This window comes from Micrococcaceae bacterium Sec5.1, from assembly GCA_039636795.1.
Classification (GTDB): Bacteria; Actinomycetota; Actinomycetes; order Actinomycetales; family Micrococcaceae; genus Arthrobacter.
On sequence record CP143430.1, the window covers coordinates 3,269,748 to 3,293,031 of the forward strand.

Sequence of the window (23,284 nt, forward strand, 5' to 3'; positions counted from 1 at the left end):
CTCCGGGCGCTACTCGTGCATCACGGGCTCCTCCCCCACCAGGACCCCTATCTGATTCGCTTCGAAGCCTGGATCGATGACAAGCTGCGCCCCCTTCCGGCCGAAGTTGCCAAACCCGTCGAGCACTTCGCCAAATGGCACCACCTCCGACGCATCCGCGCCATGGCAACGCCGGACAAACCGGCCCAGCGCCCGGTGCACTCCGCCAAACAGGAGATCACTGAAACCATCAAGTTCCTCGACTGGCTCTGGCAGACCCACCAACGCACCGCCGCCAGCTGCGCCCAGCAGGACGTGGACACCTGGCTCACAACCGGACCGACCACCAGAAAAGCTATCCGGACCTTCTTCATCTTCGCGAAAAAGACCGGCACAAACATGCGCGTCGAAATCGGCCACTACACAGCTAAGAGCCGACCTGCCCTCCCGCAGGAACAACGCCTTGCCTGGCTAAAGGAACTGCTCACCGGCACCAGCGAATCCGGGCCCTACCGAGTCGCCGGAGTACTGCTCCTCCTCTATGCCCAGCCCCTGGTCCGGGTGGCCGCCCTCCGTATCGACGCGGTCAGCATCAACGACACCACCGGCGCGATCAGGATCTCCTTTGGCACACACCCAGTTCCGGTCCCGCAGCCCTTCGCGGAACTCCTCAACCAGTATCTCCGGAACCGCCCCAACCTCCGAACAGCATCACCCGGGGACAGCCAATGGCTTTTCCCCGGAACCCGGGCAGGTCAGCACCTCCACCCAAACACCATCATGGATAGACTCCGCAGCCTCGGACTGGACCTGCTCGGCGCACGGAATGCGGCCCTGGACGAGCACCTCTCCGTCACCCCGCCACCACTGGTCGCCGACGCGCTCGGCTACAGCTATCAAGTCGCGTTCCTCCACGCAGACGCCGCAGGAGACGCATGGTCCCGCTACGTCGACCAGCGGACTGAACCCCGAATGAACCGAGGAACCCGATTTTCAACCGAGGCGGAAATCGGACGCGAAGAACCCTAAGCAAATGAACATTGCCCCCCACAAATACGCTCTTTGCACCGAAGATGTGAGCAATTGGAAGCCAGGGTGATTCACCAGTCCCGCGCGCCTTCAACTGCGGAGAGAAGAGCCGATCGCTCAGCCACGAGAGAACGGCCCAGCTCCAGTTCCCGCTCAGTGATAACTGTGTTGAGTGCGGCGAACAACTCCTCGCGCTCCTCCGTCTCGATGAACGGGGACCGCCCATCGAGGCGATTGAACGCCAGCGCATATTCGCGCCCGAGTTCCATCAAACGGGCCAAGGTGGACTCATCTGACTGAGGGCCGATCACAGCGAGAACTTCGCGCCGCGTCTTCTTGAATTGTTCGACAGCTTTCTTAAAGCGGGCTGCCGTAATGTGCTCGCGCCCGTCCCAGTCGCGAAGCGGGTTCTCAAGATTCTCTTGCACCCACTCGGGTTTGCGTGCCTTCGAGATGTTGACACTCGTGCCGTTAACCACCTCTGACCGCCACCGGGCCCGCATCGCAAGGGCGTACTCGTGAGGCACGCTGTGTAAGTCGAGGTATTCCAGATCGGGAACTTCGACCGGAAGCACGCAGTCAGCTTTCGTCATGCCGAATAAGTCGGAGATGAAAAGGCCCTTGAGCGAGCTGAGCCGGTTGAGTTTGCCCGCGTTCGCGAACTGCCCGAGGCTTCCGCCGAGCGTCAGACTTGTCAGGTTGGGGAAGATGGCTGTGAGCCGGTCGCCGTCTACGTCGGACAGACCCGTCGCCTTGAGTCTACGTACCGCGTTTTGAGACGGTGCGCCGTCGGCGAGGGCCTGCTCAAGTTCCGCAGGGGTCAGTTCGAGCGCGCCTGTTTCTTGCCAGTCACGTTCGCCCCGGTCCCACGCGCGTTGTCGGGCAAGTTGGTCACCCACGCGCCAGCGGCTGGTGTAGCTATTCGACCGTTGATCGTGCACCAGTGGCAGCCTGCCGAGGACTCGATAACCCCGAGGGAGCACCCAGTCGTAGTTGGCGTGGGACAAGCTCCCGTTCCAGGAACGGTGGGTGAGCCGGAGCGGCTCAACTTCACCCAAGTCATCTGTTGTGGACGGCTCGGGACCCGACCAATCGAGTTCGAGCACCCCGACCTTCTTCCAATCGGGGTCGATATTCGTGACCTGGGCAGCGACCCACTCACCAACAAGGTCGTTCGGGCGGACGACGATGTCCCCGACGCTCAGGGGGCGCGGCGGACCGTCCGAAGTTGTTGGTGACACGGTGGCAATCCTACGGATCATCTGGAAATACTCAAACGAATACACCCGAACGTGATACGCAGAGGTGCCAGTAGAAGAGTGATTATTGCATCCGATGTATGACGACCTGGCTCCGCAAAACCCGTGTCCGTGAACTGCTCGACCGACTTGCCACCGGCGAGATTCCGCTCAGTCACGAGCCGCTGGACATGGAATCCAACAACCTGCGGGTGGCTCAAAAGCACGCCGCTGCCGCGGCAGAACCCCGGTCCCAGTACGCGTTCCCCGGACGGGTAGGCTCTCAGAAAACGCAAAAAGGAGTGAGATGCCCGCGGCAACCCTCTTCGGCCTGGTCTTGACGGGTGTCGGAATCTTTACCCTCTTCATATCCCGTTGTTTCACCAATCGCATAGCGCGATTTCGATCCGAATGGTTTCAACCCAACCTCGACCGAACGGCACTCCACGGCGACATCTCCGCATCATCAGAATCATGGCAACATGCTGGGTTGCGCTCGGGTTCGGATTCATCGTCACTGGTCTAATCCTGGGACGCTAGAACGATTTCCTAAGCCGAGTCCCGCCTAGTGCTGGCAACAAACGACGGAGAATTAGTCGCAATCGAATATGCACCGTTACCGGTAAAGGAAGAAGGCGACCCCCCCACTAGTGCCTATCCAGCGCGCGACCCGGCCTGTTTCATTCCTGACTGAACTTCCACCAGCTCAGCCAACACCCCTGTGCAACGGAGGCAGTCGTCCAAGTGGCGGCGCACTTTCTCCTGGGCGGCCTGGCGCACGGCACTTCGGACGTATTTGCCTAGATAGCGCGAGAAGTCTGCGCATGGGTCGGTGGCAGCGTCCTTCACATGTTCCTGCAGGTATGCCTGACGGAGACCCTCCCGCGCTCTGATGAGCAATGACGACACAGCGTTTGGAGTCAGTTCCATAGCCCGTGCCGCTGCAGCCGGCTTCATGCCCTCAACGTCCACATGCCAAAGTACGGCCTGCCAGCGGGATGGCAAGGAACGGAAAGCCAGCATCAGGATCGTATTCTCGAAGTCTTTGAGAACAGGATCATCATCATTGCCAACCACCACTTCAACCGCAGCGCTACTCACCGTCGCCGCCGCTCGTCTGCTTTGCAGATTGCGACGGTGCGACATTCGCCGAACGGTGGTCAACAGATATGACCTGAACGAGTCCACCGGTCCCCTGCCCTGAAGCAGGGATTTTAGGATCGATACAAACGCATCGGATACCACGTCGTCAGCGTCCGTTGGATTATCCGATTCAGTCCGGGCAACATAAGTGGCAATGACTTGATGCCGGCGGAAAAGTTCCTCGTAGGATCCGGAGTCTCCCCCGCGCACGGAAGCAACCAGGTATGTGTCACTCTCGCCAGCAACTAACGCATGTGTGCCCACTCCCCTCCCCTGCTGACTTTGTGCAGGTTTCAGTAGCACTTGTACTTGCTGAACCGTCGTGGAAGATTGGACGCGGCCGAACGGCAGGACGGGAGCAAGCATGGCTGCCTTCCAGAGTGTTTGAGTGGTGACGCCTAGAATCTAGGCAGCAAGTGATTGGTCACACTCAAAACGCAGGCAAATTGTTGGAAGTAGATGTTCCATGCAGGATTTCGACTTTGATGAACGGGATCTCAGGCTCCTGCATGCCCTTCAAATCCGCCCCCGCGCACCATGGACAGCCTTGGCACCCGCCGTTGGTGCCGATGCCGTCACCTTGGCCCGGCGCTGGAATTTTCTTTCCGCGGAAGGGCTGGCATGGGTAGCGACCTACCGTGGCCTCGGTTCCAAAGTCGCCTTTGCCCTGGTGGAAGTTGAGTGCGCGCCTGCCAGCATGGCAACCGTGACCGAAGAGCTTGCGGCCGATCCGGATGTGCTCTCAATGGATCACACCGCAGGTGGCAGGGACATGGTCATCACTGTCGTGAGCCGCGATGAAGCCTCCCTCGGACGATTCATTTTGGACCGCTTGCCAGCCGTCAAAGGAATTCGCAGTACAAGAACCCATCCCGGTATCAACCTTCTTGCGGACGCCCGGGCTTGGCGCTTGCGCTCCTTGCGGGACGACGAGGTAAAACTCATAGAGCGCGAAGCACCTCCACCAAGTCCCGCCGCGAAAGGCGCATCCGCAGACCTGGAAGAGCAACTTTTTTGGATCCTGCGCTCTGATGGTCGAGCCTCGATAACTGAAATATCCCAAAAGTTGGGAATCAGCCCTCCGCGCGCGAAAGCCGCTTTAAGCGCGGCCCTTGCACAGGATCGGATCGTTGTCCGGCTCGAAATCGCCCGTACATTGTCGCCTTGGCCCGTAAACGTTTGGTACTTCCTCCGCGTCCCAGCCACGCAGGTGGAGGCAGTGGGTGGCCGGTTGGTCGGTCTCGGAGAAGTGCGTCTGGTCGTCACCACAGGCGGTCTGTATTCGATTGTGATCGCGGTGTGGCTTCGCCGCCTTGAGGACATGACCATCCTCGAACGGCAACTGGGCGAAAAGTTGCCCATGGTGGAGATCATGGACCGTTCAGTCGTCTTGCGGACGCCAAAGCATGTTGGCGTCCGGTTGGACCCCTCTGGTCGCCGCATTATGTAAGCCGGACACGTGAATGCCTCGTCCAACGAGTCGGACGAGGCATTCGTTCGTTTGATTATTCCGTGCGACTGCTACTGCTCCTGTTGTTGCGCTCCTGCAATATTGACCAACCAAGCTATACCGAACTTGTCCACACACATGCCGAAGGTGTCACCCCACGGTGCGCTTTCCAGCGGCATGGTGACGGTGCCGCCGTCGGCTAGTTTGTCCCAGTAGCCACGAAGTTCGCCTTCATCCTCGGACTGACCGCTGAGCGATACCGAGATGTTGTTGCCAGGGTTGTAGTCCATTCCATTGGGTGTGTCGGCCGCCATCAAGGTCAGGCCGTTGGGTGTCACCAGCATCGCGTGCATGACCTTCTCCGCTTCGGCGGGGTCTTCACTGGCTTGGTATTCGCCAAAAGTGCTGAGCGTCAGTTCTCCGCCAAAGACGGACTCGTAGAAGTTGATTGCGTCCCTGGCATTGTCGCGGAACGAGATATATGGGTTGAGGCGGGTTGTCATCAGTCAGTTCTCCTCATGGTTGTGATAGGTGCGCACGTCACCGTGCGGTAATGCTAGCAGCGCCCAATGGCGCCTGTCCCCCAAACTTTCAGTCGCCGTCGTACGCCTTTTGCAGAATGTTGATGTCAAGCTTCCGCATCTTCAACATGGCTTCCATTGCCCGCTGGGATCCTGCTGGATCCGGACCATTCAACAGGCCCGGCATCCCAGCCGGGACGATCTGCCACGACAGGCCAAACTTGTCCTTCAGCCATCCGCACTGGCTTTCTTCTCCCCCTCCTTCCAAGAGCGCATTCCAGTAACGGTCCACCTCGTCCTGCGAATCGCAGTTCACCACGAGGGAAACTGCTTCGTTGAAGGTGAAGGCGGGTCCCCCGTTCAGGGCCATGAACTGCCGCCCTTCAATCTCAAAGTCCACGGTTAGGACCTGTCCGCCTGGCCCCGGCATCGATGTCAGGATGGACGAATCATCAAATGTCGAGGTGTAGAACTCAGCCGCCTCTGCCGCCCGGCCGTCAAACCACAAACAGGTGGAAATCTTCTGCATTCTGCAAGTCCTCCAGGATCGTGAGGAACCACTTGTCCCCCGACCGAGGCTAGTCGTGTGGGTTCGCCCACACAACGCCCGACGGCGGCTGTCACCGCATGCGCTGTACGCACCAGCCATCGGCGGCCAGTCCTTGAGCCAAAGTTAGTCGCCGGACGTCCTGATCCGGCTGACCAGGCCTACCGTATTTGCCTCGCTGTCCTCAATGAACGCCATCCATTCCTCGGAATCTGCCGGTCCGAGGAGGTCATCCTCATGGGTGAAGATCATGTGAGGCTCCGAAATGATCTTGACGCCTTTGCTCCTCAATGCCGCCACTGTGCCGTGAAGGTCTCCAACCTCGAAATAGAGCAGGGACGACGGCGCCCCTTTCTCCAGGAGAAGCCGCACGCCGCCCACGTCAAAGAAGAGGAGCCCAGGAGGGTCAAACAAGGCTTTGGGCTCGGCGCCCAGCAATGCAGCGTAAAAGGCCGCAGCCCTCTTCAGGTCTTCGGCATGCTGGGCCACTTGAACGAATCGCATGATCTCCTCCAGTAATTGGGGTGCGTCCTCTGTTCCTGCCAGTCATCGTGGCCGCAGCAGAAACCAAGCGCAAGAGAGAATCTGCGGGGCGTCAACTTCGCGCCCGCACTTCCGCCCGGATAGTGTCAGACCATGCCCTCATCGCTTAGATCCTGGATTCCTGCTGCCGCCGCCGATCTCGTGTTGATTCTTGTCTTCGCCGCGATCGGCCGCGACGCCCATGCCCGGGGAGACATCATCACAGGCGCCTTTGCCACCGCCTGGCCCTTCCTCGCTGGTGCGGGCGTTGCCTGGCTGGTCGCGAGGGTTTGGCGTGCGCCCTATGCCCTCTGGCCTTCGGGCATTTGCGTCTGGATCGGTACGGTAATGATCGGCATGCTGCTCAGGGCGGTGACTGGCCAGACGGTGGTGTTGCCCTTTGTCATCGTGGCACTTATCAGCCTGGGCGTTTTCCTGCTCGGCTTCCGCGCCATTCTCGCGTTAATTCTGCGGGCGTCACGAAAACGCCATTCCAAAGCCTGAAAGGGTCCCTTCATCTCCCATGTACTAGGCTGAAGTTCGTCCGCAATGAAGCTTTTCCGGAAAGGCCCCACGTGATCACCGCTTTCGTCCTGATCAAGACCGATGCTTCGCGCATTCCGGAAACCGCCGAGCAGATTTCAGCCATCCAGGGCATCAGTGAAGTCTATTCCGTCACTGGAGAATGGGACCTGATAGCTGTAGCCAGAGTGTCCAAGCATGAAGACCTCGCGGATGTCATCGCTGATCGCCTGTCGAAGGTGGATTCCGTGGTCCACACCACTACCCACATAGCCTTCCGTGCCTACTCGCAGCACGATCTCGACGCGGCCTTTGCCCTCGGATTCGAATAGGACTTAAGGACGCCTCTAGATCGCGCTTCGAGGCGGCAGCACAGCCTGCGAGGCTGACGCTGTGGCTAGTCTTTGGAACTCTGGCTAAGGGCGATCCACTTGGTCAGGACACCAGCGGCCTTACCTGAGTCCACGGACTCCGCCGCCAGCGTGAAGGCAGCTCGCATCCGTTCCAACAGATCGCCTTCGGCGTTCATGTCAACGGAAACCAGGCCAGCTGCAGCATTCAAGAGGACAGCATCACGCACAGGACCTGTCTTGCCATCAAGGACTTCACGTACAACCACTGCATTTGCGGCTGCGTCCCCGCCCCGCAGATCTGCAACGGTGGACGGTTCGATACCGAGCTCAGCGGGTGAGAACACGTGTTCTGTGACGGTTCCGTTCCTTATCTCCCAGACTGTGGATGGCCCCGTGGGTGTCAATTCGTCCAGCCCATCGTCGCCGCGGAACACCAGGCCGCGGCTGCCGCGACGGGCAAGGACGCCCGCAACAAGTGGCGCCATCCGGGCGTTGGCGACGCCGACTGCCGAAGCCTGAACATGAGCAGGATTCGTCATGGGGCCGAGAAAATTAAAGGCCGTGGGCACTGCCAACTCCCGCCGGGGTACTGCAGTATGACGGAACGAGGGATGGAAAACCTGCGCAAAGCAGAAGGTGATTCCTGCCTCCTCCGCATTCCGGGCAACCTGGTCAATCGAAAGGTCCAGGCGGACACCCAAGGCTTCCAATACATCAGCAGAACCAGACGTCGACGACGCCGCCCGGTTTCCGTGCTTGACGACTTTCGCGCCCGCACCGGCCGCAACAAGGGCTGCCATGGTGGAGATGTTGACGGTGTTCAGCCTGTCCCCGCCTGTTCCCACAATGTCCAGCTTTTCACCGGAGATCTGTATGGGGTTGGCATTCTGAAGCATGGCCTCCACAAGGCCGGTCAGTTCTTCCACCGTTTCGCCCTTGGCACGCAGGGCAACCAGGAAACCAGCGATCTGCGCGGGAGTGGCTTCGCCGGCCATGATCGTGTTCATGGCCCACTCAGTATTGCCCACTGCAAGGTCGTCGCCGTTGATCAGTGCTGAGATGAGCCCTGGCCAGTTATTGCTGGCTGCAGGTGCCGATACCGGAGAAGTCACCCCTTGATGCTATCGACCGGGCTGCACCGATGACCAATGTGAACCGGACCGGGAACTTTTCCGCGCGATTTCGCGTCTTTGTAGAAAAAGTCTCCCGAATCGGTGGTTTGCATTGGGAACTCTGGACTTTTACAGACATAATGTCCTTGTGACATCTGCGACCCATGCCCCCAGTACCCCGGCGCACCCGACGCTGAACCGCCCCAATCTGGTTTCTGTTGGAACCGTTGTTTGGCTGTCCAGTGAGTTGATGTTCTTCGCCGGTCTCTTTGCCATGTACTTCACCCTGCGGTCCACATCAGGATTGATGTGGGCCGAGGAGACGACCAAGCTCAACTTCCCGTTTGCGCTCGTCAACACCATCGTCCTTGTGGCCAGTTCCTTCACGTGCCAGATGGGCGTTTTCGCCGCTGAGCGCCTTGAACCGCGCCGCACCGGCGGACCCCTGCAGTTCACCCGCTGGGGCATGAGCGAATGGTTCGTTCTCACCTTCATCATGGGTTCCTTCTTCGTAGCCGGACAGACCACGGAATACGCCATGCTCGTCTCCGAGCACGTTTCCCTGTCATCCAACGCCTACGGTTCCGCCTTCTACATGACCACAGGCTTCCACGGCCTTCACGTCATCGGCGGTTTGATCGCGTTCCTGTTCATCATTGGCCGTGCGTTTGCAGCCAAGAAGTTTGGGCACTTTGAAGCCACATCCGCGATCGTCACCTCGTACTACTGGCACTTCGTGGACGTTGTCTGGATTGGCCTCTTCCTGGTCATCTACGTCCTGAAGTAGCCCGGCTTTGACTCTTTTTCTACAAGAGGCAGAATTTCAAGAAGCGGCTCGCGGAGCCGACGCAGGATCGAATAAAGGAACCACCACGTGAAGGCACTCTCGCAGAAGCGACGTCACCCACTGGCAGCCATAGCGCTGCTGCTGATGGGCCTCCTCCTCACTGGTGGGCTGTACGCCGTTGCCACATCTGTCAACCAGGCCAAGGCCGACACCACCAGCTACAGCGCAAGTGACGTAGAGCAAGGCGGCAAGTTGTTTGCTGCCAACTGCGCCACCTGCCACGGCATGGGTGCAAGCGGTACCAAGGACGGCCCCTCGCTGGTCGGCGTGGGCGCCGCAGCAGTTGACTTCCAGGTTGGCACCGGCCGCATGCCCATGCAGATGAATGGCCCACAGGCCCAGAAGAAGCCCGTCCAGTTCAACGAGGAGCAGACCAGCCAACTGGCGGCTTACGTTGCATCATTGGGCGCAGGCCCTGCGATTCCGGAAGAGCACCTCCTTGACGAAAAGGGAGACGCAGCCAAAGGTGGCGAGCTCTTCCGCGTCAACTGCGCCATGTGCCACAACGCTGCAGCAGCCGGCGGCGCCCTGACGCGCGGCAAGTTCGCTCCCGCGCTGGCAGATGTCACTGGAAAGCACATTTACGAAGCCATGGCCACAGGCCCTCAGAACATGCCTGTGTTCAACGATTCGAACGTCTCACCCGAAGGTAAGCGCGACATCATCACCTTCCTCAAGACCATCGAAGCCAACGGCTCACCGGGCGGTGCCGATCTCGGCGCCCTAGGCCCGGTGTCTGAAGGTCTCTTCGTCTGGATTGCCGGCTTGGGCGTCATCATCGCCTTCACCATCTGGCTGACGTCACGCACGTCCTAGTCCGGACGAAACAACAAACTTCTGCTGCATGGTCAGCAGTTTCGAACTGAAAATTAACTCGGCCCAGGCCGAGACAACGAGAGAAGGATGAGGCGAATTATGGGCAACCATAGTGACGGCAGTCCGAACCACTCGGGCACCGTAGCTACGGCTGGTCAGAATGAAGTGGAGAAGTTCCAGGATCCTGGACTTCCTCCGCATCGTTTGCGCCTGGCTGACACGGACCCGGTAGCCGCAAAGCGAGCCGAGCGTCAGGTAGCCATTTTGTTTGGCACCTCTGTCATCGGCACGCTGATCTTCCTGGTGGCGTACTTCGCCATCGATTTGGGCGACGATTCGACGATTGCAAACATCCGTACCCAGAACCTGCTCCTGGGCCTGGGTACGGCGTTCGCAATGCTTGGCATCGGCACCGGCATCGTGCACTGGGCCAAGGCCTTGATGCCGGATCACGAGGTGTCGGAAGAGCGCCACGCTATCCGTCACGAGGAAGATCGCCAGGCTGCGGTGCGCATCGTCGACGACATCGTCGAGGAAACCGGCATTAAGCGTCGCCCACTGATCCGCAACACCCTTCTTGGCGCCGTTGCCCTTGCCCCGCTTCCTGCTCTCGCCATTTTCGGCGATCTGGGACCGCGTCCTGATGACAAGCTCGCACACACCATGTGGGCTCCTGAAGGTGGCAAGCTCAAACGACTGACGCGCGATCCCGATGGCACTCCCATCAAGGCTTCGGATGTCACCATCGGTTCTGCATTCCACGTTATTCCCGAAGGCCTCAACGAACTTCACGAGGGCAAGCTGAACGCAAAGGCCAAGGCCGTAGTTCTGCTGATGCGCCTGGATCCGAACTCGCTGAACCCCTCTGAGGGCCGCGAGAACTGGAGCTACAACGGCATTGTTGCCTACTCCAAGATCTGCACACACGTTGGTTGCCCGGTTGCTCTTTACGAGCAGCAGACACACCACCTTCTGTGCCCGTGCCACCAGTCCACGTTCGACCTCACGCAGGAATGCAAGGTCATCTTTGGACCGGCCAGCCGTCCGCTCCCCCAACTGCCCATCGCAGTTGACGCAGAAGGCTACCTCGTCGCCACCAGCGACTTCAAAGAACCTGTAGGACCGAGTTACTGGGAGCGTGACGAGCATGAGCGCCTCATCAACAGCTGAAGCCCCCTTCGTAGCGAAGACCAAAGTTGGCCGTTTCACTGATTTCGTGGACGAACGTGTAGGTGGCTCCGGCATCCTGCGCGAGTTCGGACGCAAGGTCTTCCCGGACCACTGGTCATTCATGTTCGGTGAGGTGGCGCTGTATTCCTTCGTCATCCTCCTGATGTCGGGCACCTTCCTGACCTTCTTCTTCGATCCCTCGATGGCTGAAACCCACTACCAGGGTTCCTACACGCCGTTGTACAACGTCGAAATGTCCGTGGCTTACAGCTCATCACTGAACATCTCCTTCGATGTCCGCGGTGGCCTCTTCATGCGCCAGGTGCACCACTGGGCGGCGCTGCTGTTCGTGGCCTCCCTGGGTGTCCACATGCTGCGCGTCTTCTTCACCGGCGCGTTCCGCAAGCCGCGTGAAATGAACTGGGTAGTGGGCGGCGTCCTGCTGATTCTGGCCATGGCTGCCGGCTTCACTGGCTACTCCCTCCCCGATGACCTCCTTTCCGGCAACGGTCTGCGCATCATCGATGGCGTTATCAAGTCCATTCCGGTCATTGGTACCTACATCTCGTTCTTCCTCTTCGGCGGAGAATTCCCGGGCACAGCGATCATTGGTCGTCTCTATGTGCTTCATATCCTTCTGGTTCCGGCGCTGATTCTGCTCATGATCGTGATTCACCTGTTCATGGTCGTCGTGCACAAGCACACCCAGTACCCCGGCCCGGGACGTAACGACGGCAACGTCGTCGGTTACCCCCTTGGCCCGGTTTACGCAGCCAAGGCTGGCGGGTTCTTCTTCATCGTCTTCGGCGTCCTGGCCCTTATGGCAGCTGCCTTTACGATCAACCCGATCTGGAACTACGGTCCTTACGACCCCTCCCCGGTTTCCGCCGGTACCCAGCCTGACTGGTACATCGGATTTGTTGACGGCGCTCTTCGCCTCATGCCTGGCGTCATCAACAACTTCCACTTCGAATACATCATCTTCGGACACACGCTGACGCTGAACGTCCTGCTGCCGGCACTCGTGCCCGCGGGCATCATCTTCACCGTGCTGTTCATGTACCCGTGGATCGAACGCTGGGTAACCAAGGACAACCGTGAGCACCACGTCCTTGACCGTCCCCGTAACGCACCCACCCGTACCGCGATCGGTGTTGCAGGCTTCACTTGGTACTGCGTCATGTGGGCAGCGGCAGGCTCGGACCTCATCGCAACGCACTTCCACGTATCCCTGAACGATGTCACGTACTGGTTGCGCACACTGTTCTTCATCGGCCCGATCCTCGCGTTCATCGTGACCAAGCGAATCGCACTCGCTCTGCAGCGTAAGGACCGCGAGATCGCCCTCCACGGGCGTGAGACCGGCCGCATCGTACGGCTCCCCCACGGTGAGTTCATCGAGGTACACGCTCCCCTGGACGAGTACAAGCGCTACAAGCTTGTTGGATTCGAATCCCCGGTTCCGTTGCCCGCGACGCCGAACGAACACGGTGTCGTAACCCGCCAGGAAAAGCGGCGTGCAGCGCTCTCCAAGTGGTTCTTCGAAGACCGTGTTGCTCCGGCAACTCCTGCGGAACTTGAAGCAGCACACGCGCATGGCCACCACGAGGCCATCGAAGCCAGCGAGGACCAGAAGAGTCTCAGCCACTAGTTCCGGCTTGAAAAAAGGGAAGGGCACGATCCATATGGATCGTGCCCTTCCCTGTTGCATCTACTGTTTGTCACGAGCGGACCGTTACGGACCGCTTCCGGCGCTATTGAGTTCGATAACCAGAGGAATAGTTGCGTGTGGGCCGCACGCCTGGTCGCTGCAGAGGAACCCAGAGCTTGTAGCGATCTGCCCGATAGTACGAAACAGAGTAGTCCACCATTGCGCGGGCCACGAAGGCATGACGTTGGATCTTCAGCAGCGGCGAGCCCACATCCACGTTCAACAGCCTTGCCGTGGAGGGGGATGCAGCGGTTGCCTCGATCATGTCCTCTCCCCATTCCATGACCAGGCCGAAGCGTTCGCTGAGGACGTTGTAGAGCGACGTGGGCGGCGCCTCATCCAATAGTCCGGGGACACGGTGCGCCGGAATGAAATTCTCGTCGACGCTCATAGGTTCGTTGTCGGCCAACAGCAACCGCCTGAAACGGACCAACGGCGTGCCTTCCTCGAGCTGTAGCTCCCGCGCCAGAAAGGCACTGGCAGCAATCTGTTCGAAACTCAACACCTTGGCAGCCGGCACCATCCCGCGTCGTTGCATCTCCTCGCTATAGGAGGTCAGCTTCACTTGAAGATCAAGTTTGGGCTTCTTCACGAACGTGCCTAGTCCCACCACACGCTCAATGACTTCTTCGCCCACCAGCGCATCAATGGCCTGCCGTACCGTCATCCTTGCAAGGCCAAACCTTAGCGAGAGGTCCCTTTCGGACGGCAGCGACGAACCAGGAGGGCATGACTGGGCTATGAAACTCCTCAATATCTCACGGAGTTGGATGTAAATGGGAGTGCTGCTGGTCCGGTCAATTTCACCGGCGATACTCGCGGCTTCAGGCATGACGAGCGCCCAACATCAAATGAGTCATGCATTAAGGGTAGATCAGTCAGGGCACAGGTCTAGACCAGCCGGAGTCCTCGATATGGAGAGCAGGCCAAGCAGCGGCTACGCTTGTATGGATCAAATTTCACGGACGCATATTCCGTCCTAGCAAAGGAGCTGGCTTGCTGGAGCAGAAATCCTTCGTCGCAGCAGAGATTGGCTTGCATGCGCGAGCAGCAGCCATATTTGTCCGCGCAGTAACTGAGACAGGCCTGCCAGTGACGATAAGGAAGCCTGACGGACCGCCAGTAGACGCACGCTCCCTCCTGGAAGTCATGACAGAAGACTTTGGCCATGGCTGCGAGGTGCTCCTTGAAGTCGCGCTGGACGGCCTCCAGGACGGCCAAAGTGTCTCCGCCGCCAACAGTGCCCTTCGTGGGCTCTCTGCTGTGCTGGAGGGCACTCACGCCCGCTGAAACCCCAATAATGGCCCAGGACACTATCTAAGGCCAGCGACCACCCATAGAGACAACGACGACGGGCCCCACCAGAAGGTGGGGCCCGTCGTCGTTATGCTGTTTTGTTGCTAGTGCGCGTGGTCGCCACGGCTGTATTCGAAGACCCAGCCGACCAGTGCCACAACGGCAATGCCACCCGCGATGAAGGTGATCCAGAAACCCACCGCAAGGCCCAGGAAGCCGCTTGCGCATGCAATGCCGAGAACCAGCGGCCACCAGCTCCAAGGGCTGAAGTGCCCCTGTTCACCCGCGCCCTCGTGAATTTCAGCATCAGGGCGGTCTTCTGGACGCATGCCAATTCGCTTGCCAGTAAAGCCCAGGTAAGCGCCGATCATGCCTACGAGACCGCCAACCAGGAGAATGCCCAGAACGCCGACCCACTCATGCCATTCCGTCAGGAAGCCGTAGGCGATGGCGACCGGGATGAAGAAGAATGCTCCTGCTCCAAAGAGCCACGATTCAATTTTCACTTGCGAACGTCCTTCTGGTCGGCGTTGCCTAGCAGCACTGCTGCGGGGTCCGGGGACTGGGCGGTGTGGACCTGGGCCAACTCAGGGTGGTGCAGGTCCAGTGCCGGGCGCTCCGAACGGATACGGGGCAGCGATGTGAAGTTGTGGCGCGGCGGCGGGCAGGAAGTCGCCCATTCAAGCGACGCTCCGAAGCCCCAAGGGTCATCAACTTCCACCTTCTTGTTGCTGCGCCACGTGATGTAGACATTCCAGAAGAACGGCAGCAGGGATGCACCCAGGACGAAGGAGGAGATCGTGGAGAACTGGTTCATCCAAGTGAAGTTGTCCTGCGGCATGTAGTCGGCGTAACGGCGGGGCATACCCTCAACACCCAGCCAGTGCTGGATCAGGAAGGTGCCGTGGAAGCCAAGGAATAGAAGCCAGAAGTGAATCTTGCCGAGACGCTCGTTCAGCATCTTGCCGGTCCACTTCGGCCACCAGAAGTAGAAGCCGGCGAACATGGCGAACACAACCGTACCGAAGACCACGTAGTGGAAGTGTGCCACCACGAAGTAGGAGTCCGAGACGTGGAAGTCCAGTGGCGGGGACGCAAGGATAATACCCGTGAGGCCACCAAACAGGAAGGTCACCAGGAAGCCGATGCTCCAGAGCATCGGAGTCTCGAAGGTGATGGAACCCTGCCACAGCGTACCGATCCAGTTGAAGAATTTCACGCCGGTGGGCACCGCAATCAACATGGTCATGAACGCGAAGAACGGAAGGAGCACCGAACCGGTCACGTACATGTGGTGTGCCCAGACGGTCACGGACAGCGCCGCAATTGCGATGGTTGCGTACACAAGGCCCTTGTAACCAAAGATCGGCTTCCGGCTGAAGACCGGGAAAATCTCGGACACGATGCCGAAGAACGGCAGGGCGATGATGTACACCTCGGGGTGGCCGAAGAACCAGAAGAGGTGCTGCCAGAGGACGGCGCCGCCGTTTTCGGGGTCGAAAATGTGGGCACCAAATTTGCGGTCCGCACCGAGGGCGAACAGGGCAGCGGCCAGCGGCGGGAACGCCATAAGGACGAGGATGGACGTCACCAGGGCATTCCAGGTGAAGATCGGCATGCGCCACATGGTCATGCCGGGGGCACGCATGCAGATGATCGTGGTGATGAAGTTGACGGCACCAAGGATGGTACCGAAGCCCGACAGTGCGAGGCCGAAGACCCACAGGTCACCGCCGACGCCGGGCGTAAAGGTGGTGTTCGACAGTGGCGCATACGCGAACCAGCCGAACGATGCAGCACCCTGTGGCGTGATGAAGCCGGACACAGCAATGGTGGAGCCGAAGAGGAAGAACCAGAAGGCCAGCGCGTTCAATCGCGGGAAGGCGACGTCGGGGGCGCCAATCTGCAGGGGCATGATGACGTTCGTGAAGCCCGCAAACAGTGGTGTCGCAAACATCAGCAGCATCACGGTGCCGTGCATCGTGAACATCTGGTTGTACTGTTCCTTGGTCTGCAGGATCTGCATACCGGGTTCGAACAGTTCAGCACGGATCAGCAGCGCCATGACGCCGCCGAGGCAGAAGAACACGAAGGACGCAATGAGGTACATGTACCCGATGGTCTTGTGGTCCGTGGAGGTGATCCAGTTGACGACTATGCGTCCCTTGGATTTAGGAACTACGGGAGCCTCTAGGGTCCCGGCGGATTGAGTGTAAGTAGCCACGTCGCTCCCCTTACTTGGTTTCGATCAGGTCCGGGTTGCGGTCGTATTCCGCACCGAGCAGGCCCGTGTTGCCGTCCTGGCGAAGCTTGTCCATGTGGTCCTGGAATTCAGACTCGGAGACAACCTTGACGCGGAACAGCATTTCGGAGTGGTATTCACCGCAGAGTTCGGCGCACTTGCCATCGAAAGTGCCCTCCTTGGTGGGAGTGAACCTGATGTAGTTGGTCTTGCCGGGGATCATGTCCCGCTTCTGCAGGAAGGCCGGAACCCAGAAAGAGTGGATGACATCGCGGGAGTTCAGCTCCAGGTCAACCGACTTGCCAACAGGCAAGTACAGCGTGGGAAGCAGGTCCTTGTTGACCTCGTTGCCGGTCAGGTGAGCCTGAACGCCGGCCTCGTGGAGGTCTTCGTTGATGACCTGGCCCTTTTTGTAGTTGAAGTCCCAAGCCCACTGCTTGCCGCGCACGTCAATGACGACGTCTGCCGGCTGTGAGCGGTCATCGATCGCGCGCTGGTCCTGGTCGGTGAAGTAGAAGAACACCAGCACCATGAACAGCGGAATGGTCAAGTAGAAGACCTCAAGCGGCAGGTTGTAGCTGAGCTGCTTCGGGAATCCAATGGTGCCCTTGCGGCGCCGGTAAGCGATGATGCACCAGACCAGAAGGCCCCACGTGATGATACCGACTGCCAAGGCGGCGATCCATGAGTTGACCCAGAGGTCCATGATCCGGTCAGTGTGGTTGGTCGTGCCGCGCTCAGTTGGCAGCCAACCCTTCTCTACCTCTGGTGAACATCCGGTCAAAACCAACGCGCCGGCTAGTGCCAAGCCAGTGATCGAGGTGATCTTTATGCGTCGGCTGCCGGTTCGGTTCTGCGAACTCACAGACGGCCCTTCCTCTTGTTGCTGTCTCCCGGCAGGCCAAAGGCCACCGGGCACACTAAAAGTTTTACTACCCGATGTAGAGCTTACCGCTATGAAGCGGTTTTCGCGCACATGTCGGCGCCGTGGCTCCGAATGCGTTGGAACGCATGCAGAGGGGCGCCGACATGCGGCGATAGCTCACGTCAGTGGAACGAATCGCCGCAAGCGCAAGACCCACCGGCGTTCGGGTTATCAATGGTGAAGCCCTGCTTCGAGATGGTGTCCTCGAAGTCGATGCTGGCCCCACTCAGGTAAGGGACGCTCATCTTGTCGACTACGACCTCAACGCCGTCGTAGTCGCGGACGGCGTCGCCGTCGAGGAGGCGCTCGTCGAAGTAGAGCTGGTAGATCAAGCCGGAGCAGCCGCCCGGCTGGACTGCAACGCGCAGCCGCAGATCGGTGCGCCCTTCCTGTTCGAGGAGGCTACGGACCTTGCCTGCCGCGACATCGGTCAGATTGACCTCATGCGTGAGAAGCTCCTCGTCGGGGACGAGCTGTGCTCCGGTGCTGTTTTCGTTGGTTGCAGTGCTCATTGGCCTACCTTCTTATGACGCTTCTGGCGGCGGCGCCGGAACGCAGCCTGCCCTTACCCAATTACGTACGGGTTATAGCTCCATGCTACGTCGCGCAGACGCTGAGCTATAACTTCTGACGTAACCACGGACGGCAATTACTTGTTCCCGGCGTGCTCGACCGCCCACGGAAAGAGTCCCCCCGTAACGCCAATGCGCTGCTTACCGGTCCAGGCCTTCGACATTAAGCCGCGCCAGCATCAGCGCCTCGGCCAGCACAGCGTTACGGAAATCGCCGATGTGCAGTGATTCGTTGGCACTGTGGGCGCGGGAATCCGGATCTTCTACACCTGTTACCAGAATCTGGACATCGGGATACATCTCGGTCAGGTCGGCAATGAACGGGATGGAACCGCCGATTCCCATTTCCACTGGTTGGACTCCCCAGGCCTCCCCCAGGGCCCAGAGTGCCACCCTGGCAGCTGCTGACGAGGTATCGGTCGCGAAGGCATTTCCTCGCTCCCCCGGCGTGAATGTTACTTCTGCACCGAATGGTGCACGGGACTGAACGTGGTTCCTTAAAGCCTCCATGGCGGCGTCAGGATCCTGACCGGGTGCCAGGCGCATGCTGAATTTCGCCCGGGCTGCGGGAATGAGCGTATTTGAGGCAACGGCAACAGCGGGAACATCCATGCCGATGATGGACAACGCCGGCTTGGTCCACAAACGCGAGCCGATCGTCCCGCTCCCGGCAAGTTTGACGCCGTCGAGCACTGAAGCGTCAGCGCGGTATTCTGCCTCGGTCAGGTCAACCGCAACGTCGTCATTTCCCACCAGGCCCGCCACGGCGACGTTTCCTTCGTCGTCGTGGAGCGTCGCGATGAGACGGGACAACAGGGTGGGGGCGTCCAGCAGCGGGCCACCGTACATTCCCGAATGCACCGCATGCTCCAGCACACGGACTTCGAAGGTGCCATCCACGAGCCCACGCAGGCTGGTAGTTAAGGCGGGAATGCCGACCTTCCAGTTGCTGGAGTCCGCCACCACGATCACGTCGGAGCGGAGAAGCTCACGATGTTCCTCAAGGAATGTCCGAAACGTGGGTGAACCCGCTTCTTCTTCGCCTTCAAAGAAGAAGGTTACGCCCAGGCCAAACTCATCCCTCAGGACTTTCGTAGCAGCGGCGTAAGCCGCCAGATGGGCCATGATGCCGGCTTTGTCGTCAGCAGCGCCACGACCATAGAGCCGGCCTTCCCGCTCCTCCGCGATGAAAGGCTCGGAAGCCCAAAGATTTCGATCGCCTGGAGGCTGGACGTCATGGTGCGCGTACAACAGAATCGTCGGCTGACCGTCGCGGGCCGGACGGCGGGCGACGACGGCGGGACCACCGGGCGTTCCATCCAATTTGTCGCAGCGAAGAATTCGGACGTCATCCATTCCCGTTGCCCTTACCAAGGAGACGACAGCTTCAGCGCTGCGCTCCAGCTCGGCGGGGTCGAAACTGGGCCACGCGATTCCGGGGATCCCGACGAGGTCCTTTAACGAGCCGAGGGTAGCGCTAAATGATTCATCTACTGCTTTGGCCAGAGCGGCCACGCCATTGGAGTCGATGACCTGGTTCGACGACGGACCCTCCATGCTGTGGCCGGAGTTCCGTCGCTGATTCTGCGGGGTCTCCGCATGTGCTGATGTCATGCCCAAACTTTACAGCTGGCCAAGAGGCGGCGACGGAAGGCGCGGCAGGCTGCCACACGCCCACCGAACCACGGTGTGCCCGTAACCTGCGCCACCTTCCTGCGGGGTATTCTGTATGGGTGTTCGGACGCAAAAAGGAAGAGCCCAGCGCTCAAGCAGTAGTAGACCAGGCCCAGGCCGCCGCCCAGGAACCGGGCGTCGGAAAGGGCGCCCCTACGCCCAAGCGGAAGGACCAGGAGGCAGCCCGCAAGCGCCCGTTGGTGCCCACTGACCGCAAAGCTTCCAAGGAGGCCGAACGGGTAGCGGTTCAGGACCAGCGGCAGAAGATGCGGCAGGCATTGGACACGGGTGACGAAAAGTACCTGCCCCTGAGGGACAAGGGACCCCAGAAGCGTTTCGTTCGGGATTACGTCGATGCCCGGTTCAGCCTCGGTGAATACCTGATGTTCGGAGCCCTGCTGTTCGTGGTCATCTCCCTGATCATCCCGGCCAGCAGTTCACAGATTACGTATGTCCTGATTGGCTTCTGGATCATGTTCCTTGCCGTCTTTGTCGATGTTTTCATCCTTTCACGCAAGCTCCGTAAGCGCCTGGGCGAGAAGTTCGGTGAAGTCGAGCGTGGATCAGTCTGGTATGGATGTATGCGCGCCCTGCAGTTCCGCAAGCTCCGCCTCCCCAAGCCGCAGGTCAAGCGCGGCCAGTACCCCGCTTAGCGCCACGCTGAAGAGGCCCCAACCCACTACTTATACGAAGACCCCGGACCATTGGTCCGGGGTCTTCGTATTGTCGCCTTCGTCCTGGCTCCTGGATGGAGGCCCTGGACCAACGGCAGCCCTGGCCTAGCGGGAGTTACGCTTCCGGATCTTCGCCAGGCCCTTGTTAATACGCGATGCCCAGAACGGGCCCTCGTAAAGGAACGCCGTGTATCCCTGCACCAGGGTTGCGCCTGCATTCAAACGGTCCTGGACATCCTGGGCTGACTCCACGCCACCCACGGCAATGAGTACGAGCTGATCTCCCACGGCGTCCTTGAGTCGTCGCAGGACCTCCAGTGATCGCTGCTTCAGCGGGGCACCTGAAAGCCCGCCCGCTCCCAGTGATCCAACCATCGCGGCATCAGTGGTGAGCCCCTCACGGGCGATGGTGGTGTTGGTGGCGATGATGCCGTCCAGCCTGAGGTCAAGGGCAAGCCGGGCGACGTCGTCGATGTCCTCGTTGCTCAGGTCTGGCGCAATCTTGACCAGGAGCGGAACATGGCGGCCAGCAGCTTCATCTGCCGCATCCCCTACGGCCCGGAGCAAAGGCCGCAGAGTTTCCACGTTCTGAAGCAGCCGTAGTCCCGGCGTGTTGGGCGAACTGACGTTGACCACCAGGTAGTCGGCGGCGGGAGCGAGGCTCCGGGCGCTGACGAGGTAGTCTTCTGTGGCCTCATCCAGCTCAACAACTTTCGTCTTACCGATGTTGACACCAATCACGGGTCGTACATCGGCATGCAGGCGCTGCAGGGCAGCTTTCGCCGACTTGAGCCGCGGAGCAACTGCTGCTGCGCCATCGTTATTGAAGCCCATGCGGTTGATGACGGCGCGGTCCTCGATCAATCGGAACAAACGCGGCTTTTCGTTGCCCGGCTGAGCCTGCCCGGTAATGGTTCCCACCTCTACATGGCCAAACCCCAGTTCGGCCAGCGCTTCGATTCCATGGCCTTCCTTGTCAAAGCCGGCCGCCAAGCCGAAGGGAGAGGGGAACGTCAACCCAAAAGCCTCAGTTCGAAGGGAAGCATCCGGAGCTGTGATCCTGGCAAGAACCCGGCCTGCACCGGTGCGGTGGGCCGCCCGGATCGCTTGAAAGCCGATCTTGTGTGCTTTCTCGGCATCCATCCAGGAGAAGGCGAGCTTGAAGAAGGTGGGGTAAACACGCATGGTCCTAGTTTTCCGGTTTACGGACAACACACCAAACCCGTGACCTTGCCTGCGGCTAGCATGTACGCATGCCGCTACAAGATCGTGATGCAGATCATGGGAATCGAATCCTCGCCGACGTCATCGTTGTAGGTGCAGGCTTGTCCGGGCTGGTAGCCGCTGCAACTGCCTACGCGGCAGGCAAACGCGTAGCGATCCTGGACCAGGAACCAGCGGCATCCCTGGGTGGGCAGGCGCATTGGTCCTTCGGGGGCCTGTTCATGGTTGACACCCCCGAGCAACGCCGGCTCGGTGTCAGGGACAGCGCTGAATTAGCGCTCTCGGACTGGATGGCCTCCGCAGGCTTTGACCGAGAACACGATGCGATGGCGCGGCAGTGGACCGAGGCCTACGTCCAGTTTGCCTCCGGTGAGAAGCGCGCCTGGTTGAAGAGCCTCGACGTCGGCATCTTCCCTTTGGTGCAATGGGCAGAACGCGGGGGTTACGGCCCCCAGGGACATGGAAACACGGTTCCCCGATTCCACGTCACGTGGGGAACGGGCCCCGCCCTCGTGGAACCGTTTCTGGCCAAGGTCCAGGAAGGTGTCCGGGCCGGGAGGGTATCGCTGCACTTCCGGCATAGGGCTACTTCGCTGACGACGACGGCCGGCCGGGTGGCGGGTGTCTCGGGCCAGATACTGGAACCCTCGACGGCGGTGCGCGGCCAAGCGTCCTCGCGAGCCGCCGTCGGGGGTTTCGAAGCCACGGCGGGCGCTGTCGTAGTGACGACAGGCGGCATCGGCGGAAATCACGGGACGGTGCGTCGACAGTGGCCGGGCAATGCTGCACCGGCCGATATGCTCAGCGGTGTACCCGCTTCAGTGGATGGCGATTTCCTTCTTATTGCGGAGTCCGGCGGTGCAGCGTTGGTGAACGGAGACCGCATGTGGCACTACCCGGAGGGAATCCACAATTACGATCCGGTGTGGCCCAAGCACGGCATCCGCATCCTGCCTGGTCCGTCATCCCTGTGGTTGGATGCCGAAGGGCGCCAATTGCCTGCGCCCCTGTTCCCGGGCTTCGATTCCCTTGGCGCGCTTCGCCACATCGTCGCCACCGGTCACAGTCATTCATGGTTCGTCCTGAACCGCACCATTGCGCTCAAGGAACTTGCGCTTTCAGGATCCGAGCAGAACCCGGACCTGACGGGGAGGGACGTGTCACTGCTCGTTTCCCGACTGAAACCAGGCAGCGATACTCCCATACAACGTTTCCTGGACAAAGGCATCGACTTCATTCAGGGATCCTCACCACATGACCTTGCCGGGAAGATGAACGCACTCACGGGGAATCAACTGATCAGCGCTGAGCGCTTGGAGGCGCTGGTACGGGCCCGGGACCTTCAAGTGTCCAGCGGGCTGGGCAAGGACCCCCAACTGGCTGCTATCCGGGCGGCCCGCCGTTTTGCCACTGACAAACTGATGAGGGTGGCTCCCCCACACCGCCTGGCGGATCCTGCCCATGGGCCGCTCATTGCCATCAGGCTGTCCGTCCTCACAAGGAAGAGTCTGGGAGGGCTGCAGACTGACCTCCGATCTAGGGTCCTGGATCAGGAAGGCCGAGTGATCCCGGGCCTTTACGCTGCAGGTGAAGCGGCGGGCTTCGGCGGAGGCGGTATCCATGGGTACAGGGCGCTGGAGGGAACCTTCCTGGGTGGATGCCTTTTCACAGGCAGGTCCGCGGGACGCGAAACCGCGGCGGATGTCTAAGCTGAAGG

General features: G+C 60.0%; 24 protein-coding genes. 11 read left to right on the forward strand and 13 right to left on the reverse strand.

What is annotated here, in order from left to right:
- Positions 1-15 precede the first annotated feature (15 nt).
- Positions 16-1,008, forward strand: a complete 993-nt coding sequence (locus VUN82_14845) for a recombinase XerD (GenBank protein ID XAS70394.1) — start codon at positions 16-18, stop codon at positions 1,006-1,008.
- A gap of 71 nt (positions 1,009-1,079) precedes the next feature.
- Here VUN82_14845 and VUN82_14850 read toward each other — a convergent pair whose 3' ends face one another.
- Together VUN82_14850 and VUN82_14855 are read right to left on the reverse strand one after the other, a co-directional pair.
- Entirely contained in the window at positions 1,080-2,249 is a 1,170-nt protein-coding gene (locus tag VUN82_14850; GenBank protein XAS70395.1) for a hypothetical protein, read from the reverse strand.
- A 651-nt stretch (positions 2,250-2,900) separates the two neighbouring features.
- The gene (locus tag VUN82_14855) at positions 2,901-3,755 is read right to left on the reverse strand and encodes a sigma-70 family RNA polymerase sigma factor (GenBank protein XAS70396.1); all 855 of its coding nucleotides are present in this window, start codon (positions 3,753-3,755) and stop codon (positions 2,901-2,903) included.
- Between the two features lie 100 nt (positions 3,756-3,855).
- Between VUN82_14855 and VUN82_14860 the strand changes: the two genes are divergently transcribed.
- Positions 3,856-4,839 carry an Lrp/AsnC family transcriptional regulator gene (locus VUN82_14860; protein ID XAS70397.1) on the forward strand — a complete coding sequence of 328 codons (984 nt, stop codon included), beginning with the start codon at positions 3,856-3,858 and terminating at the stop codon, positions 4,837-4,839.
- A 71-nt stretch (positions 4,840-4,910) separates the two neighbouring features.
- On the opposite strand, the gene VUN82_14865 is transcribed toward VUN82_14860, so the two are convergent.
- From VUN82_14865 to VUN82_14875, 3 genes are all read right to left on the reverse strand, one after another.
- On the reverse strand, positions 4,911-5,342 hold the full coding sequence (locus VUN82_14865; protein XAS70398.1) for a VOC family protein: 432 nt from the start codon (positions 5,340-5,342) through the stop codon (positions 4,911-4,913).
- Positions 5,343-5,430: 88 nt separating this feature from the next.
- Positions 5,431-5,889 (reverse strand): VOC family protein, encoded by a 459-nt coding sequence (locus VUN82_14870; protein XAS70399.1) that lies wholly within the window; start codon positions 5,887-5,889, stop codon positions 5,431-5,433.
- A 144-nt stretch (positions 5,890-6,033) separates the two neighbouring features.
- The gene (locus VUN82_14875; protein XAS70400.1) at positions 6,034-6,411 is read right to left on the reverse strand and encodes a VOC family protein; all 378 of its coding nucleotides are present in this window, start codon (positions 6,409-6,411) and stop codon (positions 6,034-6,036) included.
- A 132-nt stretch (positions 6,412-6,543) separates the two neighbouring features.
- Here VUN82_14875 and VUN82_14880 point away from each other — a divergent pair, with 132 nt between their 5' ends.
- Both VUN82_14880 and VUN82_14885 read left to right on the forward strand, forming a co-directional pair.
- Complete coding sequence (locus VUN82_14880) at positions 6,544-6,933, forward strand: DUF3054 domain-containing protein (GenBank protein XAS70401.1); 390 nt, start codon at positions 6,544-6,546, stop codon at positions 6,931-6,933.
- A 71-nt stretch (positions 6,934-7,004) separates the two neighbouring features.
- A complete protein-coding gene (locus tag VUN82_14885) occupies positions 7,005-7,283 on the forward strand; it encodes an Lrp/AsnC ligand binding domain-containing protein (protein ID XAS70402.1) in 279 nt (92 codons plus the stop codon).
- Between the two features lie 65 nt (positions 7,284-7,348).
- On the opposite strand, the gene trpD is transcribed toward VUN82_14885, so the two are convergent.
- Positions 7,349-8,416: an anthranilate phosphoribosyltransferase gene (trpD, locus tag VUN82_14890; protein ID XAS70403.1), complete on the reverse strand. Its 1,068-nt coding sequence runs from the start codon at positions 8,414-8,416 to the stop codon at positions 7,349-7,351.
- A 112-nt stretch (positions 8,417-8,528) separates the two neighbouring features.
- On the opposite strand from trpD, the gene VUN82_14895 reads away from it, so the two are divergent.
- The 4 genes from VUN82_14895 to VUN82_14910 all read left to right on the forward strand — a co-directional run bounded on the left by VUN82_14895 (position 8,529) and on the right by VUN82_14910 (position 12,900).
- Positions 8,529-9,203 carry a heme-copper oxidase subunit III gene (locus VUN82_14895; protein ID XAS70404.1) on the forward strand — a complete coding sequence of 225 codons (675 nt, stop codon included), beginning with the start codon at positions 8,529-8,531 and terminating at the stop codon, positions 9,201-9,203.
- An 87-nt stretch (positions 9,204-9,290) separates the two neighbouring features.
- The gene (locus VUN82_14900) at positions 9,291-10,079 is read left to right on the forward strand and encodes a c-type cytochrome (GenBank protein XAS70405.1); all 789 of its coding nucleotides are present in this window, start codon (positions 9,291-9,293) and stop codon (positions 10,077-10,079) included.
- A gap of 99 nt (positions 10,080-10,178) precedes the next feature.
- Positions 10,179-11,249 carry a Rieske 2Fe-2S domain-containing protein gene (locus VUN82_14905; protein ID XAS70406.1) on the forward strand — a complete coding sequence of 357 codons (1,071 nt, stop codon included), beginning with the start codon at positions 10,179-10,181 and terminating at the stop codon, positions 11,247-11,249.
- A complete protein-coding gene (locus tag VUN82_14910; protein ID XAS70407.1) occupies positions 11,227-12,900 on the forward strand; it encodes a cytochrome bc complex cytochrome b subunit in 1,674 nt (557 codons plus the stop codon). Before VUN82_14905 ends, VUN82_14910 begins: the two co-directional genes overlap by 23 nt.
- A 103-nt stretch (positions 12,901-13,003) precedes the next feature.
- On the opposite strand, the gene VUN82_14915 is transcribed toward VUN82_14910, so the two are convergent.
- Positions 13,004-13,792, reverse strand: a complete 789-nt coding sequence (locus tag VUN82_14915) for a GntR family transcriptional regulator (protein ID XAS70408.1) — start codon at positions 13,790-13,792, stop codon at positions 13,004-13,006.
- 164 nt (positions 13,793-13,956) lie between these two features.
- Between VUN82_14915 and VUN82_14920 the strand changes: the two genes are divergently transcribed.
- Positions 13,957-14,250, forward strand: coding sequence for an HPr family phosphocarrier protein (locus VUN82_14920; protein ID XAS70409.1), 294 nt, complete (start codon positions 13,957-13,959; stop codon positions 14,248-14,250).
- Between the two features lie 110 nt (positions 14,251-14,360).
- On the opposite strand, the gene VUN82_14925 is transcribed toward VUN82_14920, so the two are convergent.
- The 5 genes from VUN82_14925 to VUN82_14945 form a co-directional block, all read right to left on the reverse strand.
- Positions 14,361-14,762, reverse strand: a complete 402-nt coding sequence (locus VUN82_14925; GenBank protein ID XAS70410.1) for a cytochrome c oxidase subunit 4 — start codon at positions 14,760-14,762, stop codon at positions 14,361-14,363.
- A complete protein-coding gene (gene ctaD / locus VUN82_14930) occupies positions 14,759-16,480 on the reverse strand; it encodes a cytochrome c oxidase subunit I (GenBank protein XAS70411.1) in 1,722 nt (573 codons plus the stop codon). Before ctaD ends, VUN82_14925 begins: the two co-directional genes overlap by 4 nt.
- Before the next feature lie 10 nt (positions 16,481-16,490).
- The gene (coxB, locus tag VUN82_14935; protein XAS70412.1) at positions 16,491-17,363 is read right to left on the reverse strand and encodes a cytochrome c oxidase subunit II; all 873 of its coding nucleotides are present in this window, start codon (positions 17,361-17,363) and stop codon (positions 16,491-16,493) included.
- Positions 17,364-17,545: 182 nt separating this feature from the next.
- Positions 17,546-17,935, reverse strand: a complete 390-nt coding sequence (locus tag VUN82_14940) for an iron-sulfur cluster assembly accessory protein (GenBank protein XAS70413.1) — start codon at positions 17,933-17,935, stop codon at positions 17,546-17,548.
- Positions 17,936-18,136: 201 nt separating this feature from the next.
- On the reverse strand, positions 18,137-19,609 hold the full coding sequence (locus VUN82_14945) for a dipeptidase (GenBank protein XAS70414.1): 1,473 nt from the start codon (positions 19,607-19,609) through the stop codon (positions 18,137-18,139).
- A 119-nt stretch (positions 19,610-19,728) separates the two neighbouring features.
- On the opposite strand from VUN82_14945, the gene VUN82_14950 reads away from it, so the two are divergent.
- On the forward strand, positions 19,729-20,322 hold the full coding sequence (locus tag VUN82_14950; protein ID XAS70415.1) for a DUF3043 domain-containing protein: 594 nt from the start codon (positions 19,729-19,731) through the stop codon (positions 20,320-20,322).
- 126 nt (positions 20,323-20,448) lie between these two features.
- Here the strand turns inward: VUN82_14950 and VUN82_14955 are convergent, their stop codons facing one another.
- A complete protein-coding gene (locus VUN82_14955; protein XAS70416.1) occupies positions 20,449-21,528 on the reverse strand; it encodes a quinone-dependent dihydroorotate dehydrogenase in 1,080 nt (359 codons plus the stop codon).
- A 68-nt stretch (positions 21,529-21,596) separates the two neighbouring features.
- Here VUN82_14955 and VUN82_14960 point away from each other — a divergent pair, with 68 nt between their 5' ends.
- Entirely contained in the window at positions 21,597-23,276 is a 1,680-nt protein-coding gene (locus VUN82_14960; protein ID XAS70417.1) for an FAD-binding dehydrogenase, read from the forward strand.
- Positions 23,277-23,284 lie beyond the last annotated feature (8 nt).

Bases quoted from the DNA above. Each gene is read 5' to 3' on its own strand.
- VUN82_14915 (XAS70408.1), bottom strand. From the start codon at position 13,792: ATGCCTGAAGCCGCGAGTATCGCCGGTGAAATTGACCGGACCAGCAGC.
- VUN82_14905 (XAS70406.1), top strand. From the start codon at position 10,179: ATGGGCAACCATAGTGACGGCAGTCCGAACCACTCGGGCACCGTAGCT.
- VUN82_14910 (XAS70407.1), top strand. From the start codon at position 11,227: ATGAGCGCCTCATCAACAGCTGAAGCCCCCTTCGTAGCGAAGACCAAA.
- VUN82_14940 (XAS70413.1), bottom strand. From the start codon at position 17,935: ATGAGCACTGCAACCAACGAAAACAGCACCGGAGCACAGCTCGTCCCC.
- VUN82_14855 (XAS70396.1), bottom strand. From the start codon at position 3,755: ATGCTTGCTCCCGTCCTGCCGTTCGGCCGCGTCCAATCTTCCACGACG.
- VUN82_14945 (XAS70414.1), bottom strand. From the start codon at position 19,609: ATGACATCAGCACATGCGGAGACCCCGCAGAATCAGCGACGGAACTCC.
- VUN82_14960 (XAS70417.1), top strand. From the start codon at position 21,597: ATGCCGCTACAAGATCGTGATGCAGATCATGGGAATCGAATCCTCGCC.
- VUN82_14955 (XAS70416.1), bottom strand. From the start codon at position 21,528: ATGCGTGTTTACCCCACCTTCTTCAAGCTCGCCTTCTCCTGGATGGAT.
- VUN82_14860 (XAS70397.1), top strand. From the start codon at position 3,856: ATGCAGGATTTCGACTTTGATGAACGGGATCTCAGGCTCCTGCATGCC.
- VUN82_14880 (XAS70401.1), top strand. From the start codon at position 6,544: ATGCCCTCATCGCTTAGATCCTGGATTCCTGCTGCCGCCGCCGATCTC.
- VUN82_14875 (XAS70400.1), bottom strand. From the start codon at position 6,411: ATGCGATTCGTTCAAGTGGCCCAGCATGCCGAAGACCTGAAGAGGGCT.
- VUN82_14865 (XAS70398.1), bottom strand. From the start codon at position 5,342: ATGACAACCCGCCTCAACCCATATATCTCGTTCCGCGACAATGCCAGG.
- VUN82_14870 (XAS70399.1), bottom strand. From the start codon at position 5,889: ATGCAGAAGATTTCCACCTGTTTGTGGTTTGACGGCCGGGCGGCAGAG.